This window comes from Arthrobacter sp. TS-15 (assembly GCF_006964045.1).
In the GTDB taxonomy this organism is placed as follows: Bacteria; Actinomycetota; Actinomycetes; order Actinomycetales; family Micrococcaceae; genus Arthrobacter.
The window spans coordinates 80,721-95,966 of the sequence record NZ_SDXQ01000008.1; the positions used below are offsets into that span (position 1 = coordinate 80,721).

Annotated in this window: 15 protein-coding genes; 6 read left to right on the forward strand and 9 right to left on the reverse strand. The window is 62.9% G+C overall.

The genetic code is table 11. The features are described 5' to 3' along the window. Positions 1-66: 66 nt before the first annotated feature. Genes EU811_RS04165 through EU811_RS04175 form a run of 3 tightly spaced genes read right to left on the reverse strand, consistent with a single transcriptional unit; the run spans position 67 to position 2,162 of the window. A complete protein-coding gene (locus tag EU811_RS04165; RefSeq protein WP_165450147.1) occupies positions 67-1,029 on the reverse strand; it encodes a D-2-hydroxyacid dehydrogenase family protein in 963 nt (320 codons plus the stop codon). A 52-nt stretch (positions 1,030-1,081) separates the two neighbouring features. Further along, positions 1,082-1,879: a glycerophosphodiester phosphodiesterase gene (locus EU811_RS04170; RefSeq protein WP_142937245.1), complete on the reverse strand. Its 798-nt coding sequence runs from the start codon at positions 1,877-1,879 to the stop codon at positions 1,082-1,084. Positions 1,880-1,892: 13 nt separating this feature from the next. Beyond that, positions 1,893-2,162 (reverse strand): hypothetical protein, encoded by a 270-nt coding sequence (locus EU811_RS04175; RefSeq protein WP_142937246.1) that lies wholly within the window; start codon positions 2,160-2,162, stop codon positions 1,893-1,895. Positions 2,163-2,306: 144 nt separating this feature from the next. On the opposite strand from EU811_RS04175, the gene EU811_RS04180 reads away from it, so the two are divergent. Then, entirely contained in the window at positions 2,307-3,173 is an 867-nt protein-coding gene (locus tag EU811_RS04180) for an SDR family oxidoreductase (RefSeq protein WP_142937247.1), read from the forward strand. Between the two features lie 9 nt (positions 3,174-3,182). Here the strand turns inward: EU811_RS04180 and EU811_RS04185 are convergent, their stop codons facing one another. Next, positions 3,183-3,392, reverse strand: coding sequence for a histone-like nucleoid-structuring protein Lsr2 (locus tag EU811_RS04185; RefSeq protein WP_142937248.1), 210 nt, complete (start codon positions 3,390-3,392; stop codon positions 3,183-3,185). A 93-nt stretch (positions 3,393-3,485) separates the two neighbouring features. After that, entirely contained in the window at positions 3,486-4,298 is an 813-nt protein-coding gene (locus tag EU811_RS04190) for an HAD family hydrolase (RefSeq protein ID WP_187697076.1), read from the reverse strand. Positions 4,299-4,369: 71 nt separating this feature from the next. On the opposite strand from EU811_RS04190, the gene EU811_RS04195 reads away from it, so the two are divergent. After that, the gene (locus EU811_RS04195; protein ID WP_142937250.1) at positions 4,370-5,431 is read left to right on the forward strand and encodes a glutathione S-transferase family protein; all 1,062 of its coding nucleotides are present in this window, start codon (positions 4,370-4,372) and stop codon (positions 5,429-5,431) included. 15 nt (positions 5,432-5,446) lie between these two features. Here EU811_RS04195 and EU811_RS04200 read toward each other — a convergent pair whose 3' ends face one another. Both EU811_RS04200 and EU811_RS04205 read right to left on the reverse strand, forming a co-directional pair. Further along, positions 5,447-6,382 (reverse strand): carbohydrate kinase family protein, encoded by a 936-nt coding sequence (locus EU811_RS04200; protein ID WP_142937251.1) that lies wholly within the window; start codon positions 6,380-6,382, stop codon positions 5,447-5,449. 41 nt (positions 6,383-6,423) lie between these two features. After that, positions 6,424-7,245, reverse strand: coding sequence for an alpha/beta hydrolase (locus EU811_RS04205; RefSeq protein ID WP_142937252.1), 822 nt, complete (start codon positions 7,243-7,245; stop codon positions 6,424-6,426). Between the two features lie 110 nt (positions 7,246-7,355). On the opposite strand from EU811_RS04205, the gene EU811_RS04210 reads away from it, so the two are divergent. The 3 genes from EU811_RS04210 (at position 7,356) to EU811_RS04220 (ending at position 11,039) form a co-directional block, all read left to right on the forward strand. Beyond that, positions 7,356-8,462, forward strand: a complete 1,107-nt coding sequence (locus tag EU811_RS04210) for a GTP pyrophosphokinase (RefSeq protein WP_142937253.1) — start codon at positions 7,356-7,358, stop codon at positions 8,460-8,462. 20 nt (positions 8,463-8,482) lie between these two features. Then, a complete protein-coding gene (locus EU811_RS04215) occupies positions 8,483-9,979 on the forward strand; it encodes a SulP family inorganic anion transporter (RefSeq protein WP_142937254.1) in 1,497 nt (498 codons plus the stop codon). A gap of 64 nt (positions 9,980-10,043) precedes the next feature. Then, on the forward strand, positions 10,044-11,039 hold the full coding sequence (locus tag EU811_RS04220) for a bile acid:sodium symporter family protein (protein ID WP_142937255.1): 996 nt from the start codon (positions 10,044-10,046) through the stop codon (positions 11,037-11,039). Here the strand turns inward: EU811_RS04220 and EU811_RS04225 are convergent, their stop codons facing one another. Continuing rightward, complete coding sequence (locus tag EU811_RS04225) at positions 11,040-12,044, reverse strand: LacI family DNA-binding transcriptional regulator (protein WP_142937256.1); 1,005 nt, start codon at positions 12,042-12,044, stop codon at positions 11,040-11,042. Between the two features lie 127 nt (positions 12,045-12,171). On the opposite strand from EU811_RS04225, the gene EU811_RS04230 reads away from it, so the two are divergent. Beyond that, positions 12,172-13,419 (forward strand): D-arabinono-1,4-lactone oxidase, encoded by a 1,248-nt coding sequence (locus tag EU811_RS04230; RefSeq protein WP_142937257.1) that lies wholly within the window; start codon positions 12,172-12,174, stop codon positions 13,417-13,419. 63 nt (positions 13,420-13,482) lie between these two features. Here the strand turns inward: EU811_RS04230 and EU811_RS04235 are convergent, their stop codons facing one another. Then, entirely contained in the window at positions 13,483-15,243 is a 1,761-nt protein-coding gene (locus tag EU811_RS04235; protein ID WP_142937258.1) for an acetyl/propionyl/methylcrotonyl-CoA carboxylase subunit alpha, read from the reverse strand. Positions 15,244-15,246 lie beyond the last annotated feature (3 nt).

Sequence of the window (15,246 nt, forward strand, 5' to 3'; positions counted from 1 at the left end):
TGCCCCCGTAACCTCTGGTGCGATCCGCGCGAAAGGGTGCGGAGCCTACGCCGCAGCCCCACAGAACTATCCGTTGATCACCCGCACGGGAGCCCCATCAAGCCACCCCTTAACATCTTCGAAAGCCCCGCCATAGAACTGCCGGTAGCTCTCGTGCGTCACGTAGCCGACATGCGGCGAAAGCGCTGTCCTCGAGGAATGCAGCAGCGCGTGCCCGGAGGGAAGAGGTTCCTCGTCGAACACATCCAGCGCAGCGCCGCGGATCCACCCCTCTTCAAGGGCCTGGATGAGCGCCGCTTCGTCCACCAGGGGGCCACGTGCGGTGTTGACCAGCACGCCCTCGGGGCCCAGTAGACGCAACTCTTTCGAACCCACAATCCCCTCCGTCCGCTCAGACAACCGGAGGTGCAGCGTCACGACGTCGGACTCACGGAACAACTCCTCCTTGCTGACCTTCCGGGCGCCCGCATCAGCGGCGACCTCGGCTGTAAGGTTTTGGCTCCAGGCGAGGACGTCCATACCGAATGCTTTCGCGTAGCCGGCCATGCGTTTGCCGATCTTGCCCAGGCCAACAATTCCCAGCGTCTTGCCTTCGAGTTCGAACCCCACGCCGGTCTGCCAGGTACCGGCCCGCAGCGAGTTCTCCTCCACCGTCAGATTCCGGGCAAACGCCATCAACAAGGCCCATGTCAGTTCCGGCGCCGCAGCCGGAGAGCCCGCCGTTCCGCACACCACGATCCCGCGTTCGGCCGCGGCCTCAAGATCGATCGCTGCATTCGCCATGCCGGTGGTCACCAGCAGCTTCAGGTTCGGCAGCGCCTCAAGGACGTCCGGTGGGAAACGGGTGCGTTCGCGCATCGCCACAATGATGTCGAATGGTGCCAAAGCGGCCACTGCTTGCTCTTGCGATACGAAAGGCGCGCTGAAGACGCTCACTTTCACGCCGTCGTCGAGCAGTGAATCCCACGGGGCGTAATCGCCGGAGACCTGCTGGTAATCATCCAGGATGGCTAAACGGAATCGGGTCACGCTCCTTATCCTTGCGCGGCGGCCGATGGTACTCAACCCCCTGCGCCGAGTTTTAGACCCATTGGCCCCGGCGCACCAGGACTTCCTTCAGGAGATCCAGCCGGTCGGACACAATACCGTCCACACCCAGGTCCAGCAGACGCTCCATCTCCGCCGGATCGTTGACGGTCCACACATGAACTTGCCTACCGAGTCGGTGTGCGCGACGGATAAACCCCGGCGTCACCACGGGCAAGCGTCCGTAGCGGACAGGAACCTGGAAGACGTCGACGCCGGAGAGCAGCTTGCGTGCCAAAGGAACCGGAAGCACGGGCCCAAGAAGTACGAAGATCGCGGTGAGGGAGCTGCCCGCAGAAGAGGCAACTCGCCGTGAAAGCCTGGCAAGAACTGCGCGGCGCCGCCTGTCCGAGAAGCTGGTGACCAAAACCCGGTCATGGACGCCATGCTTCTCGATCGCAGCGGCCAAAGGACCCACGGAGTTCCAGTCCTTGACGTCCAGGTTCAGCCGGGCATGGGGCAATGACGTGACCAGCTCATCAAAAGTTGGCACCGGCTCCACCCCGCCAATACGCGCCGCAGCCACCGCAGCAGCGGTCAACTCCGAAACCTTGCCCCCGGAATCGGTCACGCGGTCCAAAGAGGAGTCATGGAACACCAGCAGTACGCCGTCGGATGTCGTGTGGACATCCGTTTCCAGATGAACAGTTCCGAGTTTCATTGCAGCGTGGAAAGCGGCCATGGAATTCTCCAGGCCATCCAAGGAGAAACCCCGGTGGGCGAAGGCCAAAGGGCCCACCGAACCGTCCTTGCGGAGGAAATAGGGCAGCGTCACTCCCGTAGCGTAGCCCATCGCTAAGGGGCGCTTAGCTCTCCTGCGGGAGGGTCTCCGTCGTTTGCGGAACGATCGCCACGCCGTCGCTGACGTGCACCAGCGTCCGGCCGCGACCGTCGTCGAGCTCCACCCACACCGCGGTGGCATCGCCGGTGACGGCGTCCACAACGCCTGCGGACTCGAAACCAGGAGTCAGCGTGACATTGACGCGGTCGCCCTGACGAAGCGAACGCCAATGATGATCCGGTTCGATGCGCCGCAAAGGCGCGGTGTTGACATTGTTGATCCGACGCTTAGCCATGGTTCCCCCTTCAAATACCCTGAAAATAGGACTGGTAGACACGATGCGAACGGGTCTTGGCTGGAAGCCTACGGAGGCAAGTTGAACGCAGGTTGTATGGAAGCTGGGAACAAGGTGACACTGCAGGACTGACAAACTAGGGGCATGACTGTGTTGATTGCCGGCTGCGGCGACCTGGGAACTGAAGTTGGCCTGCGTATGGCGGCTGCAGGCCATGAAGTAGTGGGCTTGCGCCGTTCCCCCCAAAAGCTGCCCGGAGAGATCCGCGGTGTCTTTGCGGACCTCTCGGTTGCCGTGCCGGAACTGCCCGAAGACGTGGACATTGTGGTGGTGGCCATCGCCGCCGACACTTCCACCGAAGAGGCCTACCGGGCGGCGTACCTGAACGGCGTGAAGAACGTGCTGGACGCGCTGGAACGGCAGTCCATCCAGCCACAGCGGATCCTGTTCGTCTCCTCCACGGCTGTGTACAAGGATTCCGGCGGCGCTGTGGTGGACGAGTCCACTCCCACGGAGCCCACGCGGTTCAGCGGGAAAATTCTGGTGGAGGCTGAGGACCTGTTGTTTTCCCGGACGCGCGGCACGGCCACGCTGCCCATCTCCCTGCGATTGGGCGGAATCTACGGGCCGGGACGCACTCGGCTGATCGACCAGGTCCGCAGCGGCAAGGCTGTCATCCCGGCCCTGCCCCGCCACACCAATCGCGTCCACCGGGACGACGCCGCGGCCATGATCGTCCACCTCACAACCATGGAAGCCTCTCCGGACTCCGTCTACGTAGGCGTTGATGATCACGCGGCGGAAATGGGCGACGTCATGCGCTTCCTCGCCTCAGAGATGGGGTGCCCGGAACCCACGACGGCGGCACCTGACAGCGCGTCCGACGCCGGCCCCGGCGACAAGCGCTGTTCAAATGCCCGCCTGCGGGCGACGGGCTTCGACTTCACCTTCCCCACCTACAAAGAGGGCTACCGCGCTTTGCTCGCCGGTGAGGGTGTGCGGCACCCGTAATTTGTGAGGTTAGCTGGTCAAGCGACGCCGCGCCCGTCTGGTCGGCTTTATTGTCCGGGCAGCGGCAACAAAAGGCCGCAGAACCTCCCTGAGTTCCTTGGCGTGGGGACCGTTGAGGTCAATTTCATAGGCAGTGCCGTCAACGGAAAAGGACACTGTCTCCTCCGCGTACGTGCCGTCCAGGTCATCATGCAGAGTAACGATTCTTCGCGTAGCCACGCTGGAACCCTACGTCTTAGTGGCGTGCGGCATGCCGTCGCTGGTTCGCATGTCCCATGCCTCGCTCAGCCCTAAGGCTCACCGGTGCAGCAGCTAACTGACCCGCTGCTCCGTGAGCTTTGCCTCGAGAACCTGGGCCACGCCGTCGTCGTCGAAGTGCGGCGCCTGCTGCCCGGCGGCGAGGATGGCTTCCGGGTGTCCGCTGGCCATCGCATAACCGTGACCGGCCCAGCGAAGCATCTCAATGTCGTTGGGCATGTCCCCGAACGCCACCACATCAGCGGCTTCGATCCCCAGCGACTCGGCGTACTGGGCGAGTGTGACGGCCTTGTTGATGCCGGGAACAGACATCTCCAGCATCGCGGTCCGAGGCGCTGAGTGCGTCGTGCTCACCAAGTGCGCGACGGCCGGCTGCACTTCGGCGAGGAACTCATCCGGCGTCCCCTTGCGGGTGATCGCCAGGAACTTCACGACGGCGTCCTCCGCCGTGAGCGTCTCGGCCAGCGGTTTGGGGGTGAACTCCGCAAGCAACTCGCTGGTTTCGTTCTCAATGAAGCCCGGCTCCAGCTGGAAACCCGTGAGGGTCTCAACAGCGAACAGCGCGTCAGGCCGGATGTCCTTGATGATGCGGCGGGCTTCAAGAACGGCGTTGGCATCAAGGGCGCATGAAGAGAGAGCCTGCTCGGATTCGAGATCCCACACCACCGCACCGTTGGAACAAATCACGATCCCACTGTGACCCAGCTGCTCCTGAAGCGGGTACAACCAGCGCGGCGGGCGACCCGTGACAAAGACGAGCTCCACCCCTGCGTCGCGGCACGCCTGAAATGCCTTGATGGTCCGGTCACTGATTTTGCCGTCGTGACCGAGGATTGTGCCGTCAATATCGCTTGCTACGAGCCGCATCATGCCAGTCTACGTGGGCGCACCGGCCCACAAGGTCGCGCGGTTCAGGGAGCGCAGCATAGTGTGAAGTCATGAGTGAGAAGACCAGCGAAGTCGAAGAACACAGCACCCGCGGAGCTTACGTCACTGGCGGCGAGTTCACCCGGGACACCAACTACATCGAGGACAGGATCACCCGTGACGGCGCGGCCGGACCCAACGGTGAGCCTGGCTGGCCCGTGGAGCCTGGCCGCTACCGCCTGATCGCAGCGCGGGCTTGTCCGTGGGCCAACCGCGCCGTGATCGTGCGCCGGCTTCTTGGTTTGGAGGATGTGATCAGCCTCGGCCAGCCTGGCCCCACGCACGACGCACGATCCTGGACCTTCGACCTGGACCCCGACGGCAAGGACCCGGTGCTGGGAATCGAGCGACTCCAGGAAGCGTTCTTCCGCCGCTTCCCGGACTACCCCCGCGGCATCACCGTCCCTGCCATGGTGGATATCCCCAGTGGAGCAGTGGTCACCAATAACTTCCCCCAAATCACGCTGGACTTCTCCTCCGAGTGGACAGAATTCCACCGTCCGGGAGCACCACAGCTATACCCGGAGCACCTGCGCGAGGAAATCGACCAGGTCAACAAGCGCGTCTTCACCGAGGTCAACAACGGCGTTTACCGGTGCGGATTCGCCGGATCCCAGGAAGCATATGAGGCCGCCTACACCCGGCTCTGGACTGCCTTGGACTGGCTGGAGGAGCGGCTGAGCGGTCAACGGTATCTCGTGGGTGATTCGATCACCGAGGCTGACGTCCGTCTCTTCACCACCTTGGCCCGTTTCGACGCCGTCTACCACGGCCACTTCAAGTGCAACCGCAACAAGCTCAGCGAAATGCCGGCGCTGTGGGCGTATGCAAGGGATCTGTTCCAGACACCGGGCTTCGGGGACACCATTGATTTCGTGCAGATCAAGCAGCACTACTACATGGTGCACGAGGATATTAACCCCACCAAGATCGTCCCTGCCGGTCCTGACCTATCTGGCTGGCTCACCGATCACGGACGGGAATCCCTCGGCGGCCGCCCATTCGGCGACGGCACTCCTCCGGGACCCGTGAAGGCTGGCGAAGAAGTGGCTGAAGGGCACGGGGCCGGCTGAGCGCTTGCTCTCAGCTTAGGCCACTCCGTGGTTGAGCTCGGCCCGTGTGGGCGGGTTCGCGCCCGCACGCGACACCGTGACAGCGGCCGCACGAGTGGCGTGATCCATGATGGCGGTCAGTGTTTCCACCGGCATCGCCCGGAGATCGGACCGGTTCTGCGCGCCGTCCAAACCGTGGTCCACAATGGCGGACAACAGCCCCGCCATGAACGAATCGCCTGCGCCCACGGTGTCCACCACATTCACGGAGGGCGCGGAAATCTGGGTTTCCCCTGCCCGGGTGATGCCCCACGGACCACGTGAACCCCGCGTCACCACCACCAAAGCCGGTCCTTCTTCACCGCCCAAGGACAGCCAGCGGCGCGCGGATTCCACAGGATCAACGCCGGGATACAGCCATTCGAGGTCCTCGTCCGAGGCCTTCACGACGTCGGACAGCACCACAAAGCGCTCGGCTTGGGTTCGTGCATACTCAACATCCGTGATGATGCTGGGCCGGCAGTTGGGATCGAAGCTGATGGTGCTGCTCGGGTGGGCGTGCTCGACGGCGGCAATCACCTCCGCGGCGCCGGGCTCCAGGAAAGTGGCAATGGAGCCGGTGTGCAGCAGGGTGGAGCCTTGCAGCATGAGCGGCAACCGTCCGGCGAGCCCTGGAAGCTCCCAGGCGAGGTCGAAGGCGTAGGTGGCGGCGCCGTCGTCGTCGATCTGCGCGGTGGCAACGCTGGTTGGCTTCTCATCCGGCGGAAGCGGCACCATCACCGAGCTGGAACGGAGGTGCGCCGCAATGGAATCGCCGTACGCGTCGCGGCCGTAGCGCCCAATGAATTGCACCGGGTGATCCAGCCGCGCCAGACCAACCGCAACGTTCAGCGGGCTCCCACCCACATGGGCCTCGATTCCCGAGGAGCGTTGAACGACGTCCACCAAAGCTTCACCAATGACTGTCAGCATGGAGACCACTCTGCCAGAGGCGGCCCCCTACGGCCCACTAATTACGAGAGCAACCGCTGCACCAGTTCGCGGCATTTCTTATAGGCCACGGCCTTGGGGTCGATGAGGTCAAAATGGTCGCCAGGGACGCGCAGCAGCTGGGCCGCACTTCCGGCCGCCGTTGCCGCAGCCACATACGCTTCGGATTGGCTCGCGGGAACGTCCTCGTCATCCGTGGCATGCACGGCATAAACGGGGACGTTGATGGGCAGGGAACTCATGGGATCCGCGTATTTATGCCGTTTAGGGAATCTATGGGAATCGCCGCCCATGAGGTTGCAGACAGCGCCGTTGCTGAGGTTCAGCTTCTCCGCCGCCGCCAGGTTCAGGAGGCCCGACTGACTGACGACGCCGGTCAAGTGCACAGCGTTGTCCTCCGGTCCGCGCTGAAGTTGGCGGTCGGCGTCGGGCGTTCCAATGGAGGACAGCTTCTGCCGCCCGGCAGCCCAGACGGCCAAGTGGCCGCCAGCTGAGTGGCCTAGCGCCACTACTTTGCCGAGTTTCAGGTCATGGTCGCCGGCTATATGGGATAGATGGTCGATTCCGGCGAGGATGTCCTCGAAGGTATGAGGCCAACCACCGCCATTCCCGGCCCGCCGGTACTCAAGGTTCCAGGCGGTGATGCCATGCGCTGCGAGGTCGCGAGCAAGGGGTTCACCAAGCTCAGCGCCGTACTGTGAGCGCCAGTAGCCGCCATGGATCACAACGGCGATTCCACCGGCCACGCTGGAAGCGCCGCGATGGTTTCCGTTGGACGGTTCAGGTATGAAGAGTTCGCCCCATTGGCTGGGGTGTTCGCCGTAGCTGTACTTGTGCCGCAACATTGCGCCCTCCTTTGTACTGAGCCTATCCTGACGATTCGGTTGTTTGGCTAGAGGCACCCCGACGGCGGGTGGCTCGGTTCAGTGTCGGACCCGCCCCGTAAGCTGGGGGCATGGCAAGCAATTGGGACAGCCTGGATCAGGCCCAGCGCGACGCAGTGGATGCGAATGTGGCGCTCTATGAGCGTGTCCGCCCTGCACTGAAGCGGGTCACACGGGATGTGCTGCTCACTTTGAGGGACATGCTGAACGACGCCGAGGTCACCCCTTTGTTCGTCACGGGGCGGACCAAAACCGTTGAGTCGTTCCGCGAAAAGATTTCCCGAACGGATGAACCTTTGGAGCCCGGCGGGCCGCGCTTGCTGAAGTTCCCTGACCCGTTCCGCACGTTGAACGACATGGTGGGCATCCGCGTCATCACCAAACTACCGGCGGAGAACGCCGCCGTAGCCAATATCATCAAGCGGCAGCGCCAACTCTTTGATTGCCGCGGCGACCGTGAGAAGGACATCGGCTCCATCGAGTCCGGAACGTACGGCTACTCCAGCCGGCACCTCATCCTGCGGACCATCCAGAACGAGGCCGTGAAGGAGTACCAGCACGTCTTCAACCCGGACATGCCCGCCAACGGCAGCTACTTCTTCGAATGCCAGATCCGCACGGTGTTCGCACACGCTTGGAGCGAGATCGAGCACGACATTCGTTTCAAAGCCGAAGATCCGCGCGCTTGGACACCACATTTCGACCGCCAGTTCACGGCCACCGCGGCCATGTTGGAAACCGTGGAGAGCGCCTTCGCCGATCTTCACGAGCGCTATGAGGAAGTCCGCGGCTACTGGGATCTTGAGGGTGAGGGGGGCGCGCCACTGACACCCAACCGGGTTCGTGACGTCTGGCGTACACTCTTGCCGCACGTTGACCGTAAAGTTGATGACGACTGGGGATGGGCTGCCGAGCTGCTCGCCGCCCACGGACTCACCAAGACCGTGGAGCTTGCCGGACTGCTCAGCGCCAACCGGATCACCGAGGTCCGGAAGGCCCTGGACCACCGCTACTCCCCCGGCCCGGACCGCCTCCTGGATGATCTCCTGCTGTGGCAGTACGGAACCGAACACATTGATCTCACCGCTGAGGCGCCCGACGTCGTCCCGCACCCGCGGCGCGACAGCCTCTTGCGGCGTCTTAAGCAGATTGAGCGTTACCGCCAGACTGCTTTGTAAAGCCCGCACTGTAAGGACCCATGACTCCCGAGCAACTCATGTCACTGCGGGCGACTTTCCGTTCGCCCCGTCGCCTGCTGACGGAGTCCCTGGCGGGACTCGTGGTGGCCCTGGCGCTGATCCCCGAGGCCATCGCGTTCTCGGTGATTGCCGGCGTTGATCCCCGGATCGGGCTGTTCGCTTCCTTCACCATGGGCGTGGTCACTGCAATCGTGGGTGGGCGCCCCGCCATGATCTCCGCGGCCACCGGTGCCGTGGCCTTGGTGATCGCTCCGGTGATGAAAGAACATGGGCTCGACTACCTGATTGCCACCATCATCCTGGCCGGCGTCTTCCAGATCATCCTGGCCGTTCTGGGCGTCACTAAGCTGATGCGTTTCATCCCGCGGTCCGTGATGATCGGCTTCGTGAACGCGCTGGCGATCCTGGTGTTCATGTCCCAGATGCCCGAGCTCTTCAACGTGCCGTGGATGGTCTACCCCATTGTGGTTGTGGGCTTGGTGATTGTGTTCGGGCTGCCTCGCTTGACCTCGGCCATTCCCGCGCCACTGGTGGCCATTGTTCTCATTACGTTGGTGACAGTGGTGGGTGGCATCGATGTTCCCACCGTCAGCGATAAGGGCGAACTCCCGGACAGCCTGCCCGGGTTCTTCCTGCCCAACGTTCCGTTGAACCTGGAGACGTTCCAGATCATTGCACCCTTCGCCCTGTCCATGGCGTTGGTGGGCCTTCTGGAATCGTTGATGACTGCCAAGCTGGTGGACGACATCACGGACACCCGTTCCAACAAGACGAGGGTCTCGTGGGGTCAGGGTGCGGCCAACATCGTCACCGGATTCCTTGGCGGCCTGGGTGGCTGCGCGGTGATCGGTCAGACCATGATCAACGTCAAGGGCTCAGGGGCTCGAAGCCGGCTCTCGACGTTCCTGGCCGGCGTTTTCCTGTTGGTATTGGTGGTGGTCCTGGGCGATGTTGTGGGCATGATCCCCATGGCGGCGTTGGTGGCCGTGATGATCTTCGTTTCATTGATCACCTTCGACTGGCACTCAATCCGCGTCTCCACCCTCAAACGTTTGCCGAAGTCCGAAACCGCCGTCATGCTCATTACCGTTGCCGCCGTGGTGGCGACGCACAACCTCGCGGTGGGTGTCGGCGTCGGCGTCTTGACCGCCATGGTGCTCTTTGCGCGGCGGGTGGCCCACTTCGCAACTGTTGAGCGGACGGAACTGGAACTTAACGGCGAAAAGGTTGCAACGTACACGGTGGACGGCGAACTGTTCTTCGCTTCCTCCAATGATCTGTACACGCAGTTCGACTATGCGAAAGATTCCTCAGAGGGCATAGATCGTGTGATCATCGATCTGCACGGCTCGCACATCTGGGATGCCTCCACGGTTGCCGTGCTGGACTCGGTCACCGAAAAGTACCGGAATCATGGGCGTGAGGTGGAGTTCATTGGCCTCAACGAAGCCAGCGTTCGAATGCGCGAACGCTTGGCCGGCAAGCTCAACCCCTGACATATACCCCTGGGTGGATGTAACGAACTCGCTCGGTTTGGGCGCCGAGTGTGAGCATGGATGAATGCTTGAGGCAACCAAATCCCCATCAAAAACAGAAGAAACCGCTGCGCCCGTCAACGCCGCGCTAGCCGCTGAAGCCAATATTGCGCGCATTGCCGTCACAGTTTTCCCCCTTCTGGTGGTGGTTGCCGGCGTTCTCGGCTTCCTGATTCCCGATCTGTTCAAGCCCATGGGCGTCGCAGTTCCCTACCTGCTGGGCGTCATCATGTTCTGCATGGGCCTCACGCTGACCCCACCAGACTTCGCCTCGGTGGCCCGGCGTCCGTGGGCTGTGGCGTTGGGAATCGTGGCGCACTACGTCATCATGCCCGGAGCCGGGTGGCTCATTGCGGTTCTCCTGCAGCTTCCACCGGAACTGGCCGTTGGCCTGATCCTCGTTGGCTGCGCTCCTTCCGGCACCGCTTCCAATGTCATGGCTTTCCTGGCCAAGGGAGACGTGGCCCTTTCTGTGGCCGTCGCTTCCGTTTCCACACTGATTGCACCTTTAGTGACCCCCGCACTGACACTCTTCCTGGCGGGATCCTTCCTACACATCGATGCCGGTGCCATGGTGATGGACATTGTGAAGACCGTCCTGCTGCCGGTCATCGCGGGCCTTCTGGCCCGGCTTTTCCTGTCGAAGCTCGTCGCAAAGGTGCTTCCGGCACTTCCGTGGGCATCCGCCGTCGTGATTTCGTTGATCGTGGCCATTGTTGTGGCGGGAAGCGCCAGCAAGATTGTTGCCGCCGGAGGAATCGTGTTCCTGGCCGTAGTCCTCCACAACGGTTTCGGCCTGGGCCTCGGCTACCTTGCCGGTAAGCTCGGCCGCCTGGATGATAAGGCCCGCCGTGCCCTCGCATTCGAAGTTGGCATGCAGAACTCCGGCTTGGCTGCGACGCTGGCCACGGCACATTTCGGTGCCTTGGCTGCACTCCCGTCGGCCGTGTTCTCGCTGTGGCACAACATCTCGGGTGCGATCGTGGCTGCTTGGCTGGCTCGCCGCCCACTGAAGGACTAGCTAGCCCTCCGTGGTACCTCGCCGATGCAACTTCCACGGCGAGGCCACCCGAATGCCCTCCGCCGGTGTAACTCCCGCCAGGCGATCGAGCAGCATGCGGACAACCTGCTCAAAGATCGGGTCCGGGCCCACTGTTGTCAGGGCTGGATCATACTCCTGGCCCTCGGTAGAGTTCCCGACGCCGACAACCTGAACGTCCTCGGGCACACGAAGGCCGAGGCGGTAGGCGGCCCGAATGGCCTGCAGAGCCTCCATGTCGTCCGTGCAAAAGATGGCGGTTGGCCGGTCCGGTAGCTGCAGCAGCTCAAGCGCGGACTGATATGCGATGGCCGGGCGGTGCTGCGACGTTCTGACCAAGGACTCATCAAGCGGGATGCCCGCGTTGTTCAGCCCTGCGGCGTAGGCGGCGAAGCGGCTCTTGGGCCGGCCGGCCGGGTCCGCCCTCCGAATGCATCCGATCCTGCGGTGCGACGCAGTGAGGAATTCCATGCATTCTGCAAGCCCGGCATCGGGTTCGGGAGCAAGGACATCGAAACCGGCCTGCTTCATGGTTCCTGAAATGACCACCTGGGCAACGCCACGGCGGGCCAACTCAGTGACTGTTTCGTCCTCCGACTTTGCTTCCGGGAAATAGCCGATGATGACGCCGTCCGCACCGCCGGACATCATGAACTTCCGCCAGTCATCACCCAGCAGGATCACTGGTTGGTAGCCATGCTGGGGCAGGATCGTTGCTGCGGCGGTGGCGAGTGCCCGGTCCCACGGCCATTCGAGGTTTCCGATGGCCACTGCAACTACGTCAGTCTTGCCCCGGCGCATCCCTCGCGCGGCCTGGTTGGGCACATACCCGAGCTCTTGCACCGCAGCCAGGACGCGGTCCTGCGTGGGCTGGCTGATCCGGGTAGTGCCACCGTGACGACCGGAAAGCACATAGGAAACTGTGGTCAGCGAGACGTCCGCCGCCCTGGCCACATCCCGAATGGTGGGCTTGGATCCCTTGCTCACGTTTTGACTCCTGATAGACAGCGGATTTCTTGAACTCTATCCGGTGCCGACTTGGACTCCTCTTGACGCAATTAGTTGTGAACGTTAACAATTACAGAGTCTAAAAATACAAGCGAGAGATCATTCGATGAAGAACTGGGCAGGAAATCTTGAGTACTCGTCAGCGGACGTCCAGCGGCCAACCACCGTGGATCAGCTGCGCGAGCTCGTAGCTCACGCGACCCGCATCAAGGCCCTTGGTTCCCGGCACTCCTTCAACACCGTTGCAGACACCGACGGAACCCACATCCTGCTCGACGCCCTCCCCCAGGAGGTATTGGTGGACACCGCGAAAAGCACAGTCAAGGTCAGCGGTGGCATCAGCTACGGGGCCTTGGGCCGCGCCCTTGAGGAACAGGGCTACGCGATCCACAACCTCGCCTCCCTCCCGCACATCTCGGTTGCCGGCGCTATCCAAACCGGCACGCACGGCAGCGGAGTCAACAATCCGTCGCTGGCTGCCGCCGTCGTCAGCGTTGACCTGGTGCGCGCCTCCGGCGAGCTGGTGACCCTTACAGCGGACGACGACGAATTCCTCGCCAGCGTGGTGGGAATGGGAGCACTTGGCATTGTCACAGGGCTGGAACTCGCGATCCGACCAAGCTACGAGGTCCGGCAGCGCGTGCTCACCAACCTGTCCTGGGAGGGTGCGTTGGCGAACTTCCAAACCATCGCATCCAGTGCCTACAGCGTCAGCTTCTTCACTGACTACACCGGCGATACCATCCCCCAAGTCTGGCTCAAGGCTCTGGACACCGAAGCTCCCCTGCCGGACCTGTTCGGTGCAACCCCGGCGACGGCGGCCATGCACCCGTTGCCGGATATGTCCGCTGAGAACTGCACAGAGCAGCTGGACGTGGCAGGAAAATGGCTGGACCGGTTGCCGCACTTCCGTCACGAATTCACGCCAAGCAACGGCGAGGAACTGCAAAGCGAGTTCCTCCTGCCTCTTGATCAAGCACCAGCCGCGCTGCAGGCTGTCCGGGAACTCGCCCACAAGCTCGCGCCGCTCCTGTTCGTTTCTGAAATCCGCACCGTGGCAGCTGACGAGTTCTGGCTCAGCCCGTTCTACCAGCAGCAGAGTGTCGCGCTGCACTTCACGTGGAAGCCGCTCCAGACCGAGGTGGAAGCAGTGCTGCCCGAGCTTGAGGAAGCCCTGCGTCCGTTCGGAGCCCGCCCGCACTGGGGCAAGCTCTTCACGCCCGGCCAGTACGACTTCGCCGCGCTCTACCCGCGGTTCGAGGACTTCCGGTCTTTGGTTCAGGCCAACGATCCTTCGGGCAAATTCCGTAACAGCTTGTTGGACAGCGTGCTGGGTGTTGCCGTTACGTCCTAGCCCTCAATCACGTTGCCAACCCGCTTTTCCNNGGAAAAGCGGGTTGGCAACGGAAAAGCGGGTTTACGAGATGTGCGCCAGCACTGCACCAGCCGTGACCACGCCACCGGGAGCTGACAGGACTTCGGAGAGCGTACCTGCACGGTGCGCAGGGACCTGGGTTTCCATTTTCATAGCCTCCAGGACCACCAAGGGATCCCCGGCGGCTACTTCAGCACCGGGTTCAACGAGCCACTTGACCACTGTTCCGGCCATGCTGGAGACGAGGGCTGATTCCGCGGGAGAGTCTCCACGTGTGACCGAACCCGGCGAATCGGTGGGCGCGGTAAAGGCAGGAATGCCCTGCCCGGAACGCGCCCAGCCATCCAGCAGATCCGCGGGAAGGCCAACCGCGAGGCGCTTTCCATCTACGTCCACGGTGATGGTTCGCCGCTCCCCTCCGGGAGGAACCACGCTGTATTCGGGATCCACCGGGATCGTGTCTGCGAAGTCGGTCTCAATCCATCGGGTGTGAACCCTCATTCCGGCAACGGACGTGAAGTCTTCGGACTCCAGGACCGCGCGGTGGAACGGCAGGACGGTGGCCAGGCCCGTGATGTTGATTTCGGCCAAGGCACGCCGGGCACGGCGCAGTGCCTGCTGCCGGTCAGCTCCGGTGACGATCAGCTTGGCCAACAGGGAGTCGAATTGCGGCGCCACGAAGGAGCCAGACCGCACCCCGGTGTCCAAGCGGATGCCAGGACCGGTGGGCGCTTCGAAGGAAGCCACGGTGCCGGGGGACGGCAAGAATCCACGGCCCACGTCCTCGGCATTAATACGGAACTCGAAGGAGTGTCCCTGCGCCACAGGATCCTCCGTGATGCTCAACGGCAATCCGGCGGCAATCCGGAATTGCTCCTGCACAAGGTCAATCCCGGCAGTTTCCTCCGTGATGGGGTGCTCCACCTGCAGGCGCGTGTTGACCTCGAGGAAGGCCACGGCGCCGTCGGCTGAGACCAGGAATTCCACAGTCCCGGCGCCGTAGTACCCGGCCTCCCGCACTATGGCTTTGGAGCCGTCGTAGATTCGTTGACGCTGTTCATCGCTCAAGAACGGAGCGGGAGCCTCCTCCACAAGCTTCTGGTGGCGTCGTTGGAGCGAGCAATCGCGGGTGCCCACCACCACTACATTGCCGAGTTTATCCGCGATGATCTGTGCTTCCACGTGCCGCGGCCGGTCAAGGTACTGCTCCACGAAGCACTCACCACGCCCGAACGCCGCTACAGCTTCACGGACCGCGGAATCGAACGCTTCCTCAACTTCGGCGAGCTCCCGGACCACTTTCAGACCGCGGCCACCACCACCGAAAGCCGCCTTGATCGCGAGCGGGAGTCCGTGTTCCTCCGCAAAAGCCCGCGCTTCCGCTGCAGAGGAGACGGGACCGTCGCTTCCGGCAACCAAGGGAGCACCCGCGCGGACTGCGATTTCGCGGGCAGTGATCTTGTTGCCCAACTGACGAATGGAGTCCGGTGAGGGTCCGATCCATTCAAGCCCGGCGTCGAGCACTGCTTGTGCAAACTCCGCGTTCTCGGAAAGGAAACCGTACCCGGGGTGGATGGCGTCAGCACCGGACTCCTCCGCGACCGCCAGCAGCTTCCCGATGTTCAGGTACGTGTCAGCCGGCGAGTTTCCGCCCAGGCTGTAGGCTTCGTCGGCGGCGCCTACGTGCATGGCATCGGCATCGATGTCCGCGTAGACGGCTACCGACAGGATGCCGGCGTCGTCACAGGCTCGGGCGACGCGGACGGCGATCTCGCCACGGTTCGCGATCAGGACCTTGCGCATCAA